Below are 17,267 nucleotides of genomic sequence, written 5' to 3' on the forward strand. Positions count from 1 at the left end.
TTAAGTTGTGGTAGGATTAATTCAATATCAGCCCCTTAACCCAAGTGTATAGGATAGACATCCAGAAAAAGCCCATAAACAGGATAGCGCCGGATTTATTCCCCGATAGCAGCATAGTGATACCAACAGCTCCTACCAGGAAAATAAAGACAGAAATAACAATGGCTAGTATTCTCTTAGTCTTATTCTCCACATCCATCATGCTCCCAATGCCCAGTGCGCTGAATATGAAGAATATATAAATGTTACTGTACTGGTCTGAGCCGGCTAAAAGAAACCCGGTACCCAAAATAATGCCACCAATAAGGCATGAACTGGTGATAATGGCACTGATACGGTCGTTCTTATCCACAAGGTATTTACCCTGAGGGTGAAATAGCAAAGAGAAATTAAAGATTTGACCAATTACCCATGTGGAAAGGATGAATAGAAGGTAAAGGCCTACCAGCACATGGGCTGCAACTTGTAATGATGGGGTTCTCTCACCAACAATGGCGCTGAACTTAATGACTGCATACAACCCCACAAAAACGCCAATCCGCTGCCCCTTACTTAGCTTAGAAATCCAGAAAACGTATTTCAGGAAAAGTCTGTAAATAAAATACCGGCTTTTCAGAGCCTCCATCATGCCCCCCTGGGCCCACTCATTATTAGGATCCAGCCTTAGGGCTTCCTGAAAATGTGTCATAGCTTTTTTATGACTACCTTTTTCCAGGTGAGACCACCCGTAATTGCTATGCGTGAAAGCATTTTCAGGATCCTTTTCAAGAGCAGAGTCCAGGGTTTCGAATGCAGCTTCTTTACGATTAAGCTTTACCAGTGATTGAGTGCGTAGGTTAAGGCAGCTTAGATTTTCCGGATTTAGAGTAAGGCCTTTTTCGGCATACCCCAGCGCTTCTTTATATTTTTTCTGTACAAATAGCGTACTGCAGGCCAGCGCAAAATGCTCTGCATCGAATGGATTGATCTTAATACTCTCTTGCGCATGCTCAAAGGCTTTTTTGGCCTTATCAAGAGAAAGGTAAGCTCTGCCAGCCAGGTAATGATAGTTAGCTTCACCTGCATCACGTGCCAGTAATCCTATGGCCACTTCCAGTCCTTCTTTTGCACGGCTCGTATTAATTAGAATAAGACATAGCAGTGTCTGGTAATATTCGCTTTCAGGCTCCACAGAAAGCTTATCACGTGTATGTTTCTCAGCTAGATCATACCGCTCCTGCTCTATCAGCAGTTCAATATGTTGTGCAGTGATCGTCTCCATTCTATTTCATTTTCAGGTAGTCCACTATATCGTCGTATAGCCCTCCCTCATTAGCATATAGCGCATAATTTCTGGCACTGTTCAGCCATTCCCGGGTACTGGGTTTCATTTTTTTGGCTGTTTTAACCAGATCCTTGGTACGAATAGGCTCTGGGATACCGGTCTTAAAGCTGTCCTGGAGTTTCTGTTCCACCACACGGTCAATTAGCGCATTTAGATCGGCTCCGGAGAATGTTTCTGTCACCCCGGCCACTTTCCCATAGTCAATGGGTTCAGTTGGTTTCTCCTTCAGCATGATTTTTAATATCTCCTCGCGCGCTTCCTTGTCCGGCGGTGGTACGAAAATGATTCGATCGAAGCGGCCCGGCCTTCTGAAAGCAGGATCCAGGTGCCACGGCGTATTAGTAGCAGCCAGAATAAGCACTCCATCGTTGCTGCTTTCCACGCCATCCAGTTCTGCCAGAAACTGATTGATCAAGTGCCTTCCCGCCGACTGTTTCATATCCGTACGGTTTGCCCCCAGTGCATCCACTTCATCAAAAAAGAGTACACAGGGGTTTTGTGCCCTGGCGGCCTCGAACAGCATATTGAGATTTTTCTCGCTGTTGCCTATCCACATATCCAGGATATCATTTATGCCGACTGACATAAACTTAGCATTGATTTGGCCAGCGGTGGCTCTGGCTATATATGTTTTGCCGCAGCCGGGAGGGCCATATAGCAGTATACCCCCTCCTGTTTTTTTACCGTAGGCCTTGTATAGTTCCTGATGTTCCAGCGGACGGATGATCTTTATTTCTATCTCTGCCTTTACACCCTTCATACCTCCTACATCCTCAAAGCTGATTTTTGGCTTTTCTGCCCGGCTTTCTTCCAGCAGGTTTTCCAGCTCTTCCTCCAGTTCTGATTGTAAATAAGCTGCGGGCTGCCTGAGAGCCTCATCAAGCGCCTCATCAGTGAGGGAGGCATCCAGCTCAAGTGCTTTCCTGTAATGATCCGCTGCCGTTTTTTTATTATCGTCTTTCAGATGAAGCTTGGCCGAAAGAAGGTAGGTTTCTGCATTATAGGACCCTTCCGGAAGTTCCTCCAGCACCACAAGGGCGGCCTGTACCTCTCCTTTTGCGCTATAGGCTCGTGCAAGCCCGCGCATTCCCCTTGTTTCACCTGGCGCCATAGCCAAAACGGTAAGGTATTCGGCTATTGCCTCTTCCGTTCGGCTTTCATTTAATAATAATTCCGCCAGGTGCAGGCGAAGCGGTACGTTATCCGGTGAAAATTTAAGCGCCTCTTTAAGGCTGGTGATGGCATCTGCAGGCATAATCTATAATTGAAAGACCAAATTTATTAAATTTTTGAACGGATAATAAGCCTTATGCCACAGCCGGAACCTGAGTAATCTGAAAAGGTGCAAGTTTTAGGCATCTTTTTTGAAGTTAGCAGGTTATAAATTCATTAATTTGGCGATCAAAATCAGAAGAGAATGATGAAGAAATCAGCATTTGTGGTAGCAGGACTAGCCGTGTTATTACTTATTTCCGGCTGCGACGTAATGAAGCAGGTACAGCAGCTTGGTAACCTGGCTCGTTGCCAGTTTAGATTAGCCTCTATGAAGGACACAGAGCTCGCGGGCGTTAATGTCCAGAATAAGAACCAACTGGATGATTTCAGCTTTTCCGAGTTATCCCGTATCGGCACAGCCTATGCCCAGGGAGACCTGCCCATTGAATTTATCCTGGATGTTGATGTGAAAAACCCGAACAGCGAGGTGGCTGCCATGAATCGCATGGCTTGGACCCTTCTGGTAGATGATAAAGAAACCATTAGCGGTCTTGTAGATCAGAAGGTTCAGATTGGTGCTAATAGTATGAACACTATCCCATTGAATATTTCATTTGACCTGCTCGATTTTTTCGACAGCATGGGCCGTGACTCATTACTTAACCTGGTAATGAATCTCGCCGGCCAGAGTAGTGAGCCTACAAGCCTGACGCTGAAAGTAAAGCCCAGCATAGAGGTGGCAGGTACCATGATCAATTACCCTGGCTATATAGACGTTAATACGGAGTTTGGTGGAGGTAATTCTGCTAATCAATAATTCCGCGTCATCTTACATATAAAAGAGCCCCGCAGATCAACTTATCTGCGGGGCTCTTTTTTGCTCCAATCTACTAAGGGTTATTTAGCCTGCCAAACGGCTTCTTTATGCTGTTTGCCGATAGTGAGCACCAGGCGTACCGGGTTAGGGATAAGAGCGAGTCTCCCTATCTTACCACCAAAGTCGTCGAGTTCCACCGGTACTCCGTCGCTGGCTTTCACATCGTACTTTCCATCGCCTTTAGCTACATATTCCTTTGCCAGATAGGCAGTAGGTAGCAGCACATCGTCATCAGGACAGTACTCATCATGCACCATGTGAAGCGCGTCTTCTAGGTAATCACCATATTGCTCCAAAAAGTCATCTTCCATGTCGTGAAGCGTTTCCTCTTTGTCGTCATATTCGGGCTGGTTGTAATCCATCTGGCTGAGCTCATTTTTCAGTTCTACCAGCTTGATCATGTCACGGTTGAGGGCTTCTATATCCATTGCTAAAAAAAGGCGATTTGAGTTTGTTATGTCACTGCAAAACTCAAAAGAGTTGCCTTGACTTCCAAATAAAAAGCCGGAAATCCTTATTTTGGGGCCAAAATTAGAAGCGGTTTTAAACCGCAGATTACAGAAACCCAAAAATCTACTATACGATTATGATGGAGAATGACTTTTTGCCAATCAATGGCACGGATCACCTGGAGCTGTATGTAGGCAACGCCAAGCAGGCAGCTTATTATTACCAGGCGGCTTTCGGCTTTGAGCTGATTGCTTATTCCGGCCCGGAGACGGGCATCCGGGGACGCGTATCGTATGTATTGGTTCAGGATAAAATAAGGCTGGTTCTGACCAGTAGCCTTGAGCCAGACTCAGAAATTTCCAGGCATGTAAAGCAACATGGCGATGGAGTAAAGGTACTCGCTTTGTGGGTAGACGATGCTCGTGCCGCTTATGAAGCAACAACAAGCCGGGGGGCAAAATCAGCTATGGAACCCCAGACAATATCAGATGAAAACGGGGAGGTAACGTTCGCGTCAATTCATACCTACGGGGATACCATTCACACCTTTGTAGACAGATCCAAATACAATGGCCCCTTTCTGCCTGGCTTTACCGGTAGGGAAAGCTTCTTTAAGGTAGAGCCTGTAGGATTCAAATATGTCGATCACTGTGTAGGTAACGTAGAACTTGGCAGCATGAATGAGTGGGTGAAGTTCTATGAAGATGTTATGGGTTTCAAATTACTTATCACCTTTGATGATAAGGATATTTCCACTGACTACACGGCCCTTATGTCTAAGGTGGTTTCTAACGGTAATGGCTATATCAAGTTTCCGATAAATGAGCCGGCCGAAGGTAAGAAGAAAAGCCAGATTGAAGAATACCTCGACTTTTACCACGGAGCAGGCGTGCAGCACATCGCCATTGCTACGGATGATATTCTGCATACCGTGGCAGAGCTCAGAAATCGGGGTATCGATTTTCTACATGTGCCAGATAATTATTATGATGACCTGCTGGATCGTGTCGGGTCCATTGACGAGACCATAGAGGAACTAAAAAAGCTTAATATTCTCGTAGACCGTGATGATGAAGGCTACCTGTTGCAGATATTCACAAAGCCGGTACAGGACAGACCCACCATGTTCTTTGAGATTATTCAGAGAAAAGGTGCTAAGTCCTTCGGTAAAGGAAACTTTAAAGCGTTGTTTGAAGCCATAGAAAGAGAACAGGAACTTAGAGGTAACCTATAATACCAACCCTAAAATCAACTCAGACAGATGACCATTAATGAAAAAGCCAGTAAGTGGCTGGAGAGCCGGAAAATAGATGAGGCTTCTAAAGCCGAGATAGACCGGATGCTAAAAGCTGATGATGACACCGAGCTCATGGAAGCCTTTTATAAAGACCTCGAGTTCGGCACTGGTGGCCTGCGCGGGATTATGGGTGTAGGCTCTAACCGGATGAATAAATACACAATAGGTATGGCCACCCAGGGACTGGCCAACTACCTGTTAAAAACATACCCCGACCAAGAGCTTAAAGTAGCTATCGCCCACGACAGCAGAAATAACAGTCGGGAGTTTGCTAATGTAACCGCCGATGTATTTACAGCTAATGGCATAGAAGTATACTTTTTTGATGGCCTCCGCCCTACCCCTGAGCTGAGTTTTGCCATACGTCACTTTGGTTGCCAGAGTGGGGTGGTGATTACCGCCTCGCATAACCCCAAGGAGTATAATGGATATAAGGCCTATTGGAACGATGGAGGGCAATTGGTCCCCCCTCATGACAAAAACGTTATAAGCGAAGTAGCCGGTATTTCCAGCATCGATGAGGTGAGTTTTGATAGGGATGAATCCAGAATTCATACAATCGGTAAAGAGGTGGATGAAAAATACCTGGACGCTATCGAAGCTATCCGTCAGGCGCCTGATGAGGTGAGTAATCAAAAAGACCTTAAAATTGTCTTCTCTCCTATTCACGGTACCGGTATCACCCTGGTGCCGGAGATACTGAAGCGTTTCGGATTTGAAAACGTGAAAGTAGTTGAGGAGCAGGCAGAACCTGATGGTAACTTCCCCACAGTTGTTTATCCTAATCCTGAAGAGAGAGAGGCGATGAGTATTGCTCTCAAACAGGCTGAGGACTGGGACGCAGATCTGGTAATGGCTACAGACCCTGACTCTGACCGTGTAGGTATCGGTGTGAAAAATAACGAGGGAGAATGGCAACTATTGAATGGTAACCAGACCGGCAGCCTTCTTATTTATTTTTTACTTAAGAAGTGGAAGGAGAATGGTAAGCTGAATGGCAAACAATACATTGTAAAAACAATCGTCACGACGAATCTCATAGACGAGATTGCTCGCGAGTACAAAGTTGATTGCTATAATACCCTTACCGGGTTCAAGCACATAGCGGCCATCATTCGGAAACTGGAAGGTAAGAAGGAGTTTATCGCTGGAGGAGAGGAAAGCTATGGCTACCTCATTAGTGATTTCGTGAGAGACAAGGATGCAGTGGCTAGTTGTGCCATGATTGCAGAAATGACTGCTTATGCGAAGGATAAAGGCCAGAGTCTCTACGGTATGCTCATGGAAATTTATGAAACCTTCGGTATTTACCAGGAGCAGCTAGTAAGTATTACCAAAAAAGGTAAGTCCGGAGCCGAGGAGATTAAAAAGATGATGCAGGATATGCGCACCAACACACCTGAAAAGCTAGGAGGTTCTCAGGTGGTAACTCTGCTCGACTATGATGCAGGTACGGAAAAGGAACTGACCAGCGGTAAAACCTCGGAGCTTGATTTCCCTAAGTCTAACGTGTTACAGTATATCACTAAAGACGGGACAAAAATCTCTGCTAGGCCCTCTGGTACAGAACCAAAGATCAAATTTTATATCAGTGCAAAGCAGTCTATGGCAGGAAAGTCGTATGCTGAGGCCTATGAGCAGCTTACTGATAAGATCGACAAAATCATTACTGAGCTTGGCCTCAAAAGCTAGGTATTGAATAATTGCATTGCAGCCTCTTTGTTTTAGAAGAGGCTGCTTTATAAAAAAAGCCCTTCGCCAGGCGGCGAAAGGCAATTTGAAGGAACCAACGAAAATTTCTTACTTACTATAAAGGAGGACGGTGACCTTCAAGCTTTTTCCAGCCTTCTGATGCACCGCGTAGTGCGAATACACGGACTACTCCGGCTACTGCCCCTGTCAAAGCCATATATAATATTGCTTCCTTCCAGCCGACACTATAATGCACAGGGTTTTTCGGTGGTTTTTTGCCTGAGGCTACCTGCCAGCCTTTACCTATCAGTTTTTTCACCAATACGGCAGAACCAACTGATGCAGCGTAGCTTACAAGACCCCATTTATTTTTAGAACTGAAAAGATTCATGTGAAATTAGTGGATTGCTTAAAAATGTATTTAAAGTATTAACCTGATTAAATTTAATCTGTTTCGGTCTTTTTGTAATTTTGCTGTTAAACAGCCTATTCAGCCGGCGGTGTGTAACCGGCTTTAAATCAAACCACTGTATGGCATCACAATCCAAATACCTTCATGGCTACACAAGCCGTGAACAACAACGCTTGTATGAACAGGCCCGGATGGTGGAAAATATAATTTTCAACACCATTGATTATTCGGAAACAGACCAACTGCTGGAAATCGGATGTGGTGTGGGAGCAATGTCCGAAATTCTGCTGCGTAGATTCCCCCATTTAACACTTACTGGTATCGATTATCAGACAGAACAGGTAGATCAGGCATCTTCTTTTCTGAAAAATGTGCCTTATGCTACAGATCGCTATACGATCCGGCAGATGGATGCCATGGACATGGACTTTGAGAGCAGCACGTTTGATGCCGCATTTATTTGTTGGGTACTGGAGCATGTCTCTGATCCCCTCAGGGTACTAACGGAAGCCCGGCGCGTGCTTAAGCCAGGAAGCCAGGTAGTCATCACCGAAGTATTGAATTCAACCTTCTTTGTAGAGCCATATTCCCCTAACGTGCTTCAGTATTGGATGAGATTTAATGACTTTCAGTATGATCATGGAGGAGATCCATTTGTAGGGGCCAAATTAGGAAATCTGCTACAGGCAGCAGGATATAACCGGATAGAAACTACCATAAAAACGTTTCATCTGGATAACCGTAATCCGGCCAAGAGGGCCAGTATGATCCGGTTCTGGACAGACCTGTTAATGAGTGGGTTACCTCAACTTACAGAAGCAGGATACGTCTCGGAAGAAATAGCAGAACAGGTTAATACCGAAATGCGGACAGTGGCTAAGAGCCCTAGCGCGGTATTTTACTATTCTTTTGTTCAGGCAAAGGCCTATACCACCTGATAATGCTCATCTTCTTACCACCAGTACAAAATTTTTTTTATATTTTATCGTCCGGAGGGTTACTATTTAACCCTCTGGTAATCAAGATGTGAAAATGGACGAAAAAGAGGTTATTGAGAGGTTAAGAAGTGGAGGCGAAAAGGAACTGGAACACATCTATGTCAAACATCGTGATGAGTTTCTATTCTGGATCACTAAAAACTTCATTTGCTCATTGGACGAAGCAAAAGACATTTACCAGGTTTCTATTCTCACTTTTTATGAGAATGTGGTGCAGGGTAAGGTTCAGTCGCTGACCTCCAGCATTAAAACCTATTTGTTCGCAATTGGTAAAAATAAAGCTCTGGCTTCCAACAAAAAAGCTCAGCGCTTTACCTCGGATTTTTCGGATAATATGAGTGTAGCAGCTATAGACAACGGACACACCAGCGAAGACGAAGACAAATGGCGTATGGTCGAGAGCAGTCTTGAGAAACTGGGAGACCCATGCAAAACGTTGCTCAAACAATACTATTACCACAAAAAAGCCGTATCAGACATCGCAGACGAACTGGGATATAAAAATGCGGACACAGCAAAAAACCTCAAGTACAAATGCATGAAACGTCTTAAGAAGATTTTTGAGACGGAGTTGATTAATTTTAAAGAAGCATAAATGCTTAACGACGATGCAACTGTTCGCCGGATAGAGAGCTATCTGGAGGATACCATGGAAGAGAAAGAGCGACAAAAATTTGAGAAAGAACTTCTCGAAGACCCTGAATTGCGCGATGCGCACGACCAGTTCGTTACTTTAATTGGTGGCATCCAGTATGCTACCCGGAATGAAATGTACAGGAAGCTACAAAAGCTCGAAGCCGGGCTGGAAGATCCCGAATTGACCGGTGAATCGAAGGCAGGCAAAAGAGCGAGAGTAGTTAGTATGTGGCGAAAGCCATGGGTTGCCAGCCTGGCTGCCGCTATTACGCTATTGTTCATTACCACGGTTGTTTTGCTCACTGGCCAGCGTAATGTACCAGGCAATGAGTTGTTTGCTCAGAGCTTTAGTCCCTACCCTAATATTGTTATGGCCACTCAAAGAGGTGGAAACGAAGAACGAAATACGCTACAAAAAGCGTTCTATGCGTATGACAGGGAAAATTACGATGAAGCGATAGGCTACTTTAGCCAGGTTCCGGAGTCAGAGTACGATGCAAGTGTACTACTATACATGGGTAATGCGTACCTTGCAAGCGGAAAAGCCCAGGATGCTGAAGACATATTCAAAAATGTGATTAAAAATTACGAACAATTTAATGTTCAGGCTGAATGGTATCTGGCCCTATCCTATCTAAAGCAAGACAGAAAAGCTGAAGCAAGAAAAATGCTTCAAAAGCTTACAATGGGTCAAAACTCCTACCGAGAGGATGCACAACTTATTCTGAGAAAATTATAACTTGCGATAACACATTAATTATCAGGCAGCTATAGTAAAAAAGTTGATCGAATCAAAACATCACTAATCATGGACAACACAATGACTAACACTAAACTACCTGATTTTACTGGTATCGTCAGCTCAGGCAAATTAAAGCTATCTGACGATAGTGGTGTTGGGAATGGGACAGTATCTGATCCTAAGCCTCCTGCTTCAGGAGGATCTGGCGAAGGTGATAATTAATTGACTGGCTAATCCTTAAAGCTAGTACGCAAATATAAAGTGGCAGTGGTATGAGAGTATCACTGCTTTTTTATTCCTTTTTAAATAACAGCATTTTTACTGCTAATAATAATGTAGGAATAATCAAGGCGATTGCTGCCCAAAGGTAGAAGTCTTTCTTTTTCTCCATAGGCTTAACAGGCCGCATATCACCTATTGCTACAAACGCTGCCCAATTTACCGGGTGAGCAGTTAACTCATCAGATTGAGCTAAATAGTTAAGTTTACTTTGACGCAGAGCTTTGTCAAGCTCCTGCCCCTTCGTAAGTCCTTTGTAAAAATCTTCCATTATGGACGCCGTCACCCTGTCATTTAACTTCCAAAGTGTCATCACTATTGATGGGCAACCAGCATAACTGAAGCTTCTGCCTATGCTGTAGATGCCCTCCCCTGAATAGTTTTTGCCAATTCCTGTCTCACAACTACTCAGCACCACCAGTCGCGAGTTTAGGTTAAGAGGATACAGTTCATAAGGATATAGGCGTCCATCATTTTGCTCATCAGCCTGACTTCTGAAGTACAAGGCTGAACCGTGAGGATTCTCCGTATTAGCTTCACCATGAAGGGCGAGGTGTAGAATTTCAGATGACCGCGCCTTATTTTTAAATGCAGTTTCAGTAGCTTCCTTTCCTTGAAGAAAATCACCTATGATCATACTCTTAAGTGCTTCCAGTTCGTAGACGCTTCCTTTAAGCTCCGCTTTTCCTGGTACCGATACTTCTGTATCTTCTGAATAGCCAAAGGCTAGTACTTTCGCCCGGCTATAGAAAGGACTTTCATTCAGGTATCGGTCATATAACGTTCCGGAGTAGGCATATTGAACCCTGAACCGCTTAATAAGATAGTTAAGTATTTTATAATCAGGTGCACTATAAGATCTTGTAGGGGCAGTAAGAAGGCTTTCAAAAGGCAGTAATCCTAGCTTCCCATTAGTTACAAGAATCAGATTATCCAGATTACTTTCCACGTCCAGCTCTTCAATGATCTGCTTCAGTAGCTTGTTATAGAGGTAATAACTGTTGTCTACATAAGCCTGATAAGAGTCCATGTGGTAAAGTGAAGCATTCTGATTTGAAAATACGTCCAAAACGTTATTTAAGGCATTCTGTAAGCTATCATTATTTTCAATCCTGAATATGCGAATACCTTCTCTCTTTCTAAGACCTAATCCGTATATGTATTTGCTGCCAACATAGTAACTTACGTACAAATCACCTTTTTCAAGGTTTTTCCGGATTTTAGAAGGTGTTACAAAATCCTGACTTCTATACTTAATATTATAATAAGCAGGAAACTTTTCCTCAATTCGACTCTCTATAGCATCCAGTTTTTCATTCAATGTGAAAAGCCTTTCGCGTAGTAAACTAAGGTCCCCATCATCACCATTCGTAAGCTGTATTTTGCCCTGTATCTGGTCTATTTCAGCACGTATCTCCCGCTCAACTGATAATATGCTATCATTAATACCAATTTCATACTTACTTTCAGCATCTATGAGATTCTCAAGAAGTAGTCCAGCCGAGTTCTTCTCCATAAACAGAAAAGCCATGTCAAGGTAATTGTCATTCTGTGTTCGAAGAGCCAGATCATAAATTACGCCCAATACATTATCGTACAGATCCTTGTAGTATTCCGAATTGGTAAGAATTGAATTTTCACTATTGTAGGATTGCCTTAGGAACCTGAATAGCTCATCAGTAAAATTATAGGTATAGAGAGCGTTATGTAAGTATGAGGTATTCCCAGTCTGTTCATATAGCTTGGTCAGGCACTTACCCTTTAATATGAACGTTTCAATGGCCCTGGATTTTTCACGTAGTTCTTCAATAGCCGGATTATCATTTAGGGATGTGGGGTTCCAATCATTACTCCAGCACATTAAAGACTTCTGCGTAAGCTTTAGTGCAGTTGAGTAATGTTTAAGTTCAAAGTGAAGCTCAGCCAGGTAGTGATAAGCAGAAGAAGCATAAGCATGAAAAGCTCCGTTAGCTCTTTGACTCATTCGAATGCTCTTATATAGATACTGTTCTGCCTCTTTGTGATCCCCTCTTTCAAAAGTAAGTTTCCCAAGGACACTATACATCCATATATGATCTTCAGTGTCCTTTTTTATGGGTTTGAGGTATTTTTCTGCCTGTTTTGAGTAGTAGTAAGCCGTGTCATGCTGTCCCATATTCATATAGCTAACTGCTACTCCATGATTTAAGCTGCCATAACTAATACTATCTTCTTGATTTTTTATAGGGGAAATTTTCAGAAGCTTTTTATAGTAAGGGATAGCTTTGTCAATCTTCCCGGGGTAGTCGTTATAGACATTAGCAATAATTGTTAATGCATATCGCCAACGGACAGTGTCCAACCTTTCCTGTTCGGTTATAAGAGTCAGTGTCTTAAATGCATAGTTAAGAGCCTTTTCCATATCCTCCTGGTTCCTTTTAGCACTTGCCAGGCCATATATGGCATTATAACGTGTGTTGAGGGGAGCTCCTTCTATCTTTTCTAAGGTTTCATGGGCTTTTTCATAGTACTTCTCCGCCTCGAAATAGTCCCGCAATTCCCATGCATACAGGTTCCCCAGGGTAATTGCAATTTCTGCCGTAGTTCGGGATTCTCCACCATAAACAATTTCTGATAGACCTAGCGCTTTATCGTAGGCCTCAATAGCATCAGCAATGGATTGCTGACTCTCAAATACCTTGCCCCTAAGATCATATGCTTCAACGTAAAGTACATTTTCTTCAGAGGACACTTCACGTTTTAGGGCTTTAAAGCATTCATTCAAACTATTTTCAGCTTTGTCAGGAAGTGAACTGCTGAGATATAGCCGGGATTGATATAAATATACTCTGGCCAGGTCTATCCATTTTTGTTCGGCAAGATAAAATGCAGCAAGCGTATCTGTCAGTGTAAGTTGCTGACTTTTATTAGACAGAGAGTCAAGTTTCGGTAATTTATCCAACAGAAAGTCAGAGTCTACCCCATTACCAGAGCTTTTTTCTATTGGAGTTTCTTGCTGTAAATAAAACTGAGTGCGGTCTAAGGCACTGACAGATACCCCGATGTGCCACATTACCAATACAAGTGGCAGCAAGAGACAAATTGGAAAAATAGAATTACGTCCTCTATCCATAACACACTTCAGGTTTCGGCAGGGTATCCTTAATTATGCGAAACCAGCATACAAGAAATAAAATAGTAACCTGTTTTTCAATCGTTTCTGAATAATTTAGCCGTTACACCAAATAAACCTTTGATTAACAGATATCTACCAGGGGGGTAGTAAAAATCATATTTATTGGCTTATGCAGGTGTCTGTTTTTAATTATCCTTTTCTGATATTTTTTCGACTTTCTTCACGTATGCCCCTGGTTCAGTTTTCTTCTCGAGCCCGGAGGCCATCATACTACGCACCTTACCATACACGTCTCTTTCAGTCCAGCCCCGGTCATGATTACCGTACACCCAAGCCACATTCGCAAAACTATTACAGTCCCGGCCATCAAGAAAATACTTATTATTTAAGTAAAGAGTTGTCTTAAAGGCATAGCGTGGAGTGTTAGACCATTCCAAAATTTTCTTACCCCAATACATGCGCATATAATTATGCATATAGCCCGTTTTTTTCATTTCCAGCATGGCAGCATTCCAGTAGTCATCGTGCGTCTCGGCATTTTCAAACTCATCCCGGGTGTATGAATGCTCTCTGTCATCAGATTTATGATTTTCCAGGGTCTCCCGGGCCCAGTCAGGAAGGCAATTGTAATCATCATAATTGTCAGTATAATAGACAAAGTTAATTGCCAGCTCCCGTCTCACCAGTAATTCCTCTACGAATGAATCGACATTTTTGCCTGAATGATTGTCTTTTATAGTTTTGATAAGCCATACGGGACTGACCTGCCCAAAATGCAGATACTTACTCATGTGGCTCACATCACCTGTATGGGGTTGATTGCGGTTTTTGTCATAATTATTTAGGTGGCTATCCATAAATCGCCGGAATATCTTTTTAGCTTCCGTTGTGCCTCCTTTGAAGTGTTGGCTTACCGCTTTTACAGATGTATCCAGCTTCAGCTTATCACAAACGGCTTCTGCAGTTGTCAGTTTCATTCCTGTTACATTCAACGTAAGGCTGCTTTTAGGAGGTTTTCTATGAGATATATCAGTCAGGTAGTTCTTCATGGGTCCCTGTAGTTTTTTGCGAATCGTTCGGGCAGCATATTCCCGTTTATCACTGGCAATTTTTACCGGAACCACCACATCACTTTCTACTTGTACTACCGATACACGGGCATCTTTAGCAACCTGTTCCCGCCATTCACGCTGATGCCTCAGGTAACCTCTATCGCAAACAATCACAGAGGCATCCTCCCCTAACCTCAGTGCCACCTCTGCCGGGTGACCATGCTGTACTACTAGTTTTATGTCCCGCTTTTTCAGGGCTTCTTCAGTATCTATTAATCCCTCCACCATAAAGTGGTAGTGCCTGAGGTTAGCCTCAGGATAATCATCCATGATACCGAATCCTACCAATACGCCCTTATCAAGATCTTTTGCCTGTTCTATGGCATATTCAAGTGCATGATTGTACTCCGCACGCTGAGACTGCTGCATCCAGTAGAGCACATACTTCCCCTCATCATTGACTTCTTTTTCATTGAGGAGGCATATCCTTTTATCTTCTATCTGAGATTTAGCCATTGCTCCAGTCTTTTTTTAGTTTTCTTGCGCGCGATCTGATTTCCTTCATCTCCTGGTCATCTTTTTTCTCAAGATTTTTCATTTGGAAGTTCATGCGGCGGTTATCGTTAAGTTTATCATGGTGCCTGTCCAGGAAGTCCCAGTACAAAGCATTAAAAGGACAGGCATCTTCACCTGTTTTCTGGTTAGGGGAATAGCGACAATTCTTGCAGTAATTACTCATCTTATTGATGTAGTTAGCACTGGCTGTGTAGGGCTTGGTACCAACTATTCCACCGTCACCATATTGACTCATTCCCAAAGCATTAGGTAAAGAAACCCACTCGTGGGCATCGGCATACATAGCTACATGCCATTCGTGAAATTTTCGGGGGTGTGTTCCATATAGCAGGCTAAACAGCCCTAAAACCATTAGCCTTTGGATGTGATGAGCGTAAGCATGGCCCACGACTCCCTGCATGCTTTGGTGAATACATTCCATATCAGTATCACCATCCCAGAAGAAGGAAGGTACATCATGCTGTGCACCCAGGTGATTCATTTTGGCATAGCCCGGCATTTCTCTCCAGTATACACCCCGGATAAATTCCCTCCAGCCAATGATCTGGCGGATAAATCCTTCCACACTATTTATGGGGGCATCTCCTTCATGATAAGCATCTTCAGCTTTTTCTACTACCTCGCGCGGGTTCAGTAGTTTAAGGTTGAGCGCAGCTGATATACGACTGTGGTATAAAAAAGGCTTGCCTGTCCACATGGCATCCTGGTACTTCCCAAAGGCCTTTAACCTGTGTTCGATAAAATCATTTAACAGCCTCAGTGCCTCTTTACGACTAACAGGTAGGTCGAAGTGATCCAGCGAACCAGGATGATCATCAAAGCGCTTTCTGACCATCTGTATCACCTCCTCTGTGATATCGTCAGGCCTGAAGGATATAGGAGCCTTTATGTCTGAAGGGGCCTGATTGAAGCTTTCCCGGTTTTCTTTATCAAAATTCCAGTCTCCACCTTCGGGTTCATCTCCTGAGGTGAGTAATATGCCGTGGCGTTTTCTCAAATGCCGGTAATATGTTTCAAGGAGATATCCTTTCTTACTATCCTGAAAATCATTGAAGGATTCGATGGTATCATAAAAATGCGAATCAGTCAGAATATCCAGGGATAGGTCTTCTTCTTTGGCCAGCTTTGTCAGCCTTTCCTGTATGGCAAAGTCTCCGGGCTGAGTGACGACTAATTTGTCCGGATGACGCATATGGATGTCTTTTTTCAGGACAGCCTCTAAATCCTCCCCCCTGTCGTTGCTTTTGGCGGAGGAAAGTTCATGATAGAAGACCCTATATCCCTTTTCCTTCAGTTCATCACGAAAGTGCCTCATGGCTGAAAAAAAGTAGACGATCTTAAGTTTGTGATTCCAGTAGCGTGTGGCTTCTTCCTGTGTTTCAGCCATCCAGATGATATCCTGGTTCTTGTCAAAATCTTCGAATACCGGTGAATTTATGTCCAGCTGATCTGAAAGTATGATGATCAGATTGCGATATTTTCCAGCCATATAATGAGGGAGTTAAATATCACAAGAACGGCATCTGATTATTTTTGTTTAACTTATCAATGGCAAATGCTTCACAAAGTCAGGTAATTACTATAACTTTTCCAACTGTCTGTCCGGACTGCAAAGCCGTCACTGCCTCAGGTAATGAGGTAAAGTCATAAGTTTGGCCAACAAATGGCTTACCGATATTCATTTCCCCTATTTTTTCCATGAGTTCGTGCATAAGTTCCGCCTTTTCATATAACCATATGAGATTGAATCCCATGACGCTCTTGTTGGAAGTAGGTAGTTTCATTGGGTCTACCTTTGGTCTGAAGAGGTATTTCCATATCAATTTTAGATAATTTGGCCTGTTTCCATGAGTTGCAAAGCTTGCAGAACCATAAGTTACCAGCCGACCCATAGGGTCGAGGGCCTCCAGGCTTTGTTTAAAAATCCTCCCTCCTATGCACTCCAGGACTACCTGTAGTTCCCTCCCTCTGAGGGCCTCATTAAGTTTTTGCGGAAAGTCTTTGTCTCTAACGATTATTTTTTCGTAGCCTTCCCTTTCCAGTACTTCCACCTTCTTAGCAGAACCAATGGTGCCGATAGTATAAGCACCTGCTTCCCGTGCCATGCGACCTGCAAAAATCCCCACTCCACCAGCAGCACTATGGATAAGTACACTCATGCCTTTTTGTAGATTTCCTAATTCGAAAAGAGCATAGTAAGCAGTAAGGGCCTGGACAGGAAAGGCAGCCCCCTCCTCAGGAGACCAGTTTACAGGAAGATGAGTCACATACCTGGCGTCAATAGTGATATGGGTGGCGTAACCGCCAAATCGGGTAACTCCCATTACTTTATCTCCGGGTTTCAGGTGCTTCACCCCTTCTCCGGTGCTTATAATGGTGCCCGCATATTCCAGCCCGGGAACAAATGCCCCGTCCGGAGTAGCGCTATACAGACCTTTTATAGCAAATATGTCAGCGAAATTAAGTCCAATGGCAGCCACTTTCACCAGTACCTCTCCAGGTTGTGGCTTGGGCATTTTTTCTTCTTTTAGTTTCAGGTTTTTTAGTGTTCCTGCTTTTGTTACCCGGTAGGCAAACCTCATATCATCTATAGCCATTTTTT

At 43.5% G+C, this 17,267-nt stretch carries 15 protein-coding genes; 7 read left to right on the top strand and 8 right to left on the bottom strand.

Annotation, left to right across the window (positions count from 1 at the left end; genetic code table 11):
- Nucleotides 1-16: 16 nt before the first annotated feature.
- Nucleotides 17-1,261: a tetratricopeptide repeat protein gene (locus AB9P05_RS20165; RefSeq protein WP_371910645.1), complete on the bottom strand. Its 1,245-nt coding sequence runs from the start codon at nt 1,259-1,261 to the stop codon at nt 17-19.
- A gap of 1 nt (nt 1,262) precedes the next feature.
- A complete protein-coding gene (locus AB9P05_RS20170; protein ID WP_371910646.1) occupies nt 1,263-2,579 on the bottom strand; it encodes an AAA family ATPase in 1,317 nt (438 codons plus the stop codon).
- Nucleotides 2,580-2,741: 162 nt separating this feature from the next.
- Here AB9P05_RS20170 and AB9P05_RS20175 point away from each other — a divergent pair, with 162 nt between their 5' ends.
- Nucleotides 2,742-3,356: a hypothetical protein gene (locus AB9P05_RS20175; RefSeq protein ID WP_371910647.1), complete on the top strand. Its 615-nt coding sequence runs from the start codon at nt 2,742-2,744 to the stop codon at nt 3,354-3,356.
- 80 nt (nt 3,357-3,436) lie between these two features.
- Here AB9P05_RS20175 and AB9P05_RS20180 read toward each other — a convergent pair whose 3' ends face one another.
- Nucleotides 3,437-3,844, bottom strand: coding sequence for a hypothetical protein (locus AB9P05_RS20180; protein WP_371910648.1), 408 nt, complete (start codon nt 3,842-3,844; stop codon nt 3,437-3,439).
- A gap of 161 nt (nt 3,845-4,005) precedes the next feature.
- On the opposite strand from AB9P05_RS20180, the gene hppD reads away from it, so the two are divergent.
- Both hppD and AB9P05_RS20190 read left to right on the top strand, forming a co-directional pair.
- The gene (hppD, locus tag AB9P05_RS20185) at nt 4,006-5,100 is read left to right on the top strand and encodes a 4-hydroxyphenylpyruvate dioxygenase (protein ID WP_371911373.1); all 1,095 of its coding nucleotides are present in this window, start codon (nt 4,006-4,008) and stop codon (nt 5,098-5,100) included.
- Between the two features lie 27 nt (nt 5,101-5,127).
- Complete coding sequence (locus AB9P05_RS20190; RefSeq protein ID WP_371910649.1) at nt 5,128-6,855, top strand: phospho-sugar mutase; 1,728 nt, start codon at nt 5,128-5,130, stop codon at nt 6,853-6,855.
- Between the two features lie 115 nt (nt 6,856-6,970).
- Here the strand turns inward: AB9P05_RS20190 and AB9P05_RS20195 are convergent, their stop codons facing one another.
- The gene (locus AB9P05_RS20195; protein WP_371910650.1) at nt 6,971-7,246 is read right to left on the bottom strand and encodes a DUF4235 domain-containing protein; all 276 of its coding nucleotides are present in this window, start codon (nt 7,244-7,246) and stop codon (nt 6,971-6,973) included.
- A gap of 140 nt (nt 7,247-7,386) precedes the next feature.
- Between AB9P05_RS20195 and AB9P05_RS20200 the strand changes: the two genes are divergently transcribed.
- From AB9P05_RS20200 to AB9P05_RS20215, 4 genes are all read left to right on the top strand, one after another.
- Entirely contained in the window at nt 7,387-8,205 is an 819-nt protein-coding gene (locus AB9P05_RS20200) for a class I SAM-dependent methyltransferase (protein WP_371910651.1), read from the top strand.
- Nucleotides 8,206-8,299: 94 nt separating this feature from the next.
- On the top strand, nt 8,300-8,860 hold the full coding sequence (locus tag AB9P05_RS20205; protein WP_371910652.1) for an RNA polymerase sigma factor: 561 nt from the start codon (nt 8,300-8,302) through the stop codon (nt 8,858-8,860).
- A complete protein-coding gene (locus AB9P05_RS20210; protein WP_371910653.1) occupies nt 8,861-9,640 on the top strand; it encodes a tol-pal system YbgF family protein in 780 nt (259 codons plus the stop codon).
- Between the two features lie 69 nt (nt 9,641-9,709).
- Nucleotides 9,710-9,865: a hypothetical protein gene (locus AB9P05_RS20215; protein ID WP_371910654.1), complete on the top strand. Its 156-nt coding sequence runs from the start codon at nt 9,710-9,712 to the stop codon at nt 9,863-9,865.
- A 70-nt stretch (nt 9,866-9,935) separates the two neighbouring features.
- On the opposite strand, the gene AB9P05_RS20220 is transcribed toward AB9P05_RS20215, so the two are convergent.
- From AB9P05_RS20220 to AB9P05_RS20235, 4 genes are all read right to left on the bottom strand, one after another.
- Nucleotides 9,936-13,034 carry a CHAT domain-containing protein gene (locus tag AB9P05_RS20220; protein WP_371910655.1) on the bottom strand — a complete coding sequence of 1,033 codons (3,099 nt, stop codon included), beginning with the start codon at nt 13,032-13,034 and terminating at the stop codon, nt 9,936-9,938.
- Between the two features lie 188 nt (nt 13,035-13,222).
- Nucleotides 13,223-14,605, bottom strand: a complete 1,383-nt coding sequence (locus AB9P05_RS20225) for a deoxyribodipyrimidine photo-lyase (RefSeq protein ID WP_371910656.1) — start codon at nt 14,603-14,605, stop codon at nt 13,223-13,225.
- Entirely contained in the window at nt 14,598-16,154 is a 1,557-nt protein-coding gene (locus AB9P05_RS20230; protein ID WP_371910657.1) for a cryptochrome/photolyase family protein, read from the bottom strand. The genes AB9P05_RS20225 and AB9P05_RS20230 overlap by 8 nt, the downstream gene beginning before the upstream one ends.
- A gap of 79 nt (nt 16,155-16,233) precedes the next feature.
- Entirely contained in the window at nt 16,234-17,262 is a 1,029-nt protein-coding gene (locus AB9P05_RS20235) for a medium chain dehydrogenase/reductase family protein (RefSeq protein ID WP_371910658.1), read from the bottom strand.
- Nucleotides 17,263-17,267: the final 5 nt, after the last annotated feature.

Source organism: Roseivirga sp. BDSF3-8, from assembly GCF_041449215.1.
Classification (GTDB): domain Bacteria; phylum Bacteroidota; class Bacteroidia; order Cytophagales; family Cyclobacteriaceae; genus JBGNFV01.

Excerpts from the sequence above, each read along its gene's own strand:
- AB9P05_RS20165 (WP_371910645.1), bottom strand. The coding sequence starts at position 1,261 with ATGGAGACGATCACTGCACAACATATTGAACTGCTGATAGAGCAGGAG.
- AB9P05_RS20170 (WP_371910646.1), bottom strand. The coding sequence starts at position 2,579 with ATGCCTGCAGATGCCATCACCAGCCTTAAAGAGGCGCTTAAATTTTCA.
- AB9P05_RS20175 (WP_371910647.1), top strand. The coding sequence starts at position 2,742 with ATGATGAAGAAATCAGCATTTGTGGTAGCAGGACTAGCCGTGTTATTA.
- AB9P05_RS20180 (WP_371910648.1), bottom strand. The coding sequence starts at position 3,844 with ATGGATATAGAAGCCCTCAACCGTGACATGATCAAGCTGGTAGAACTG.
- hppD (WP_371911373.1), top strand. The coding sequence starts at position 4,006 with ATGGAGAATGACTTTTTGCCAATCAATGGCACGGATCACCTGGAGCTG.
- AB9P05_RS20190 (WP_371910649.1), top strand. The coding sequence starts at position 5,128 with ATGACCATTAATGAAAAAGCCAGTAAGTGGCTGGAGAGCCGGAAAATA.
- AB9P05_RS20195 (WP_371910650.1), bottom strand. The coding sequence starts at position 7,246 with ATGAATCTTTTCAGTTCTAAAAATAAATGGGGTCTTGTAAGCTACGCT.
- AB9P05_RS20200 (WP_371910651.1), top strand. The coding sequence starts at position 7,387 with ATGGCATCACAATCCAAATACCTTCATGGCTACACAAGCCGTGAACAA.
- AB9P05_RS20205 (WP_371910652.1), top strand. The coding sequence starts at position 8,300 with ATGGACGAAAAAGAGGTTATTGAGAGGTTAAGAAGTGGAGGCGAAAAG.
- AB9P05_RS20210 (WP_371910653.1), top strand. The coding sequence starts at position 8,861 with ATGCTTAACGACGATGCAACTGTTCGCCGGATAGAGAGCTATCTGGAG.
- AB9P05_RS20215 (WP_371910654.1), top strand. The coding sequence starts at position 9,710 with ATGGACAACACAATGACTAACACTAAACTACCTGATTTTACTGGTATC.
- AB9P05_RS20220 (WP_371910655.1), bottom strand. The coding sequence starts at position 13,034 with ATGGATAGAGGACGTAATTCTATTTTTCCAATTTGTCTCTTGCTGCCA.
- AB9P05_RS20225 (WP_371910656.1), bottom strand. The coding sequence starts at position 14,605 with ATGGCTAAATCTCAGATAGAAGATAAAAGGATATGCCTCCTCAATGAA.
- AB9P05_RS20230 (WP_371910657.1), bottom strand. The coding sequence starts at position 16,154 with ATGGCTGGAAAATATCGCAATCTGATCATCATACTTTCAGATCAGCTG.
- AB9P05_RS20235 (WP_371910658.1), bottom strand. The coding sequence starts at position 17,262 with ATGGCTATAGATGATATGAGGTTTGCCTACCGGGTAACAAAAGCAGGA.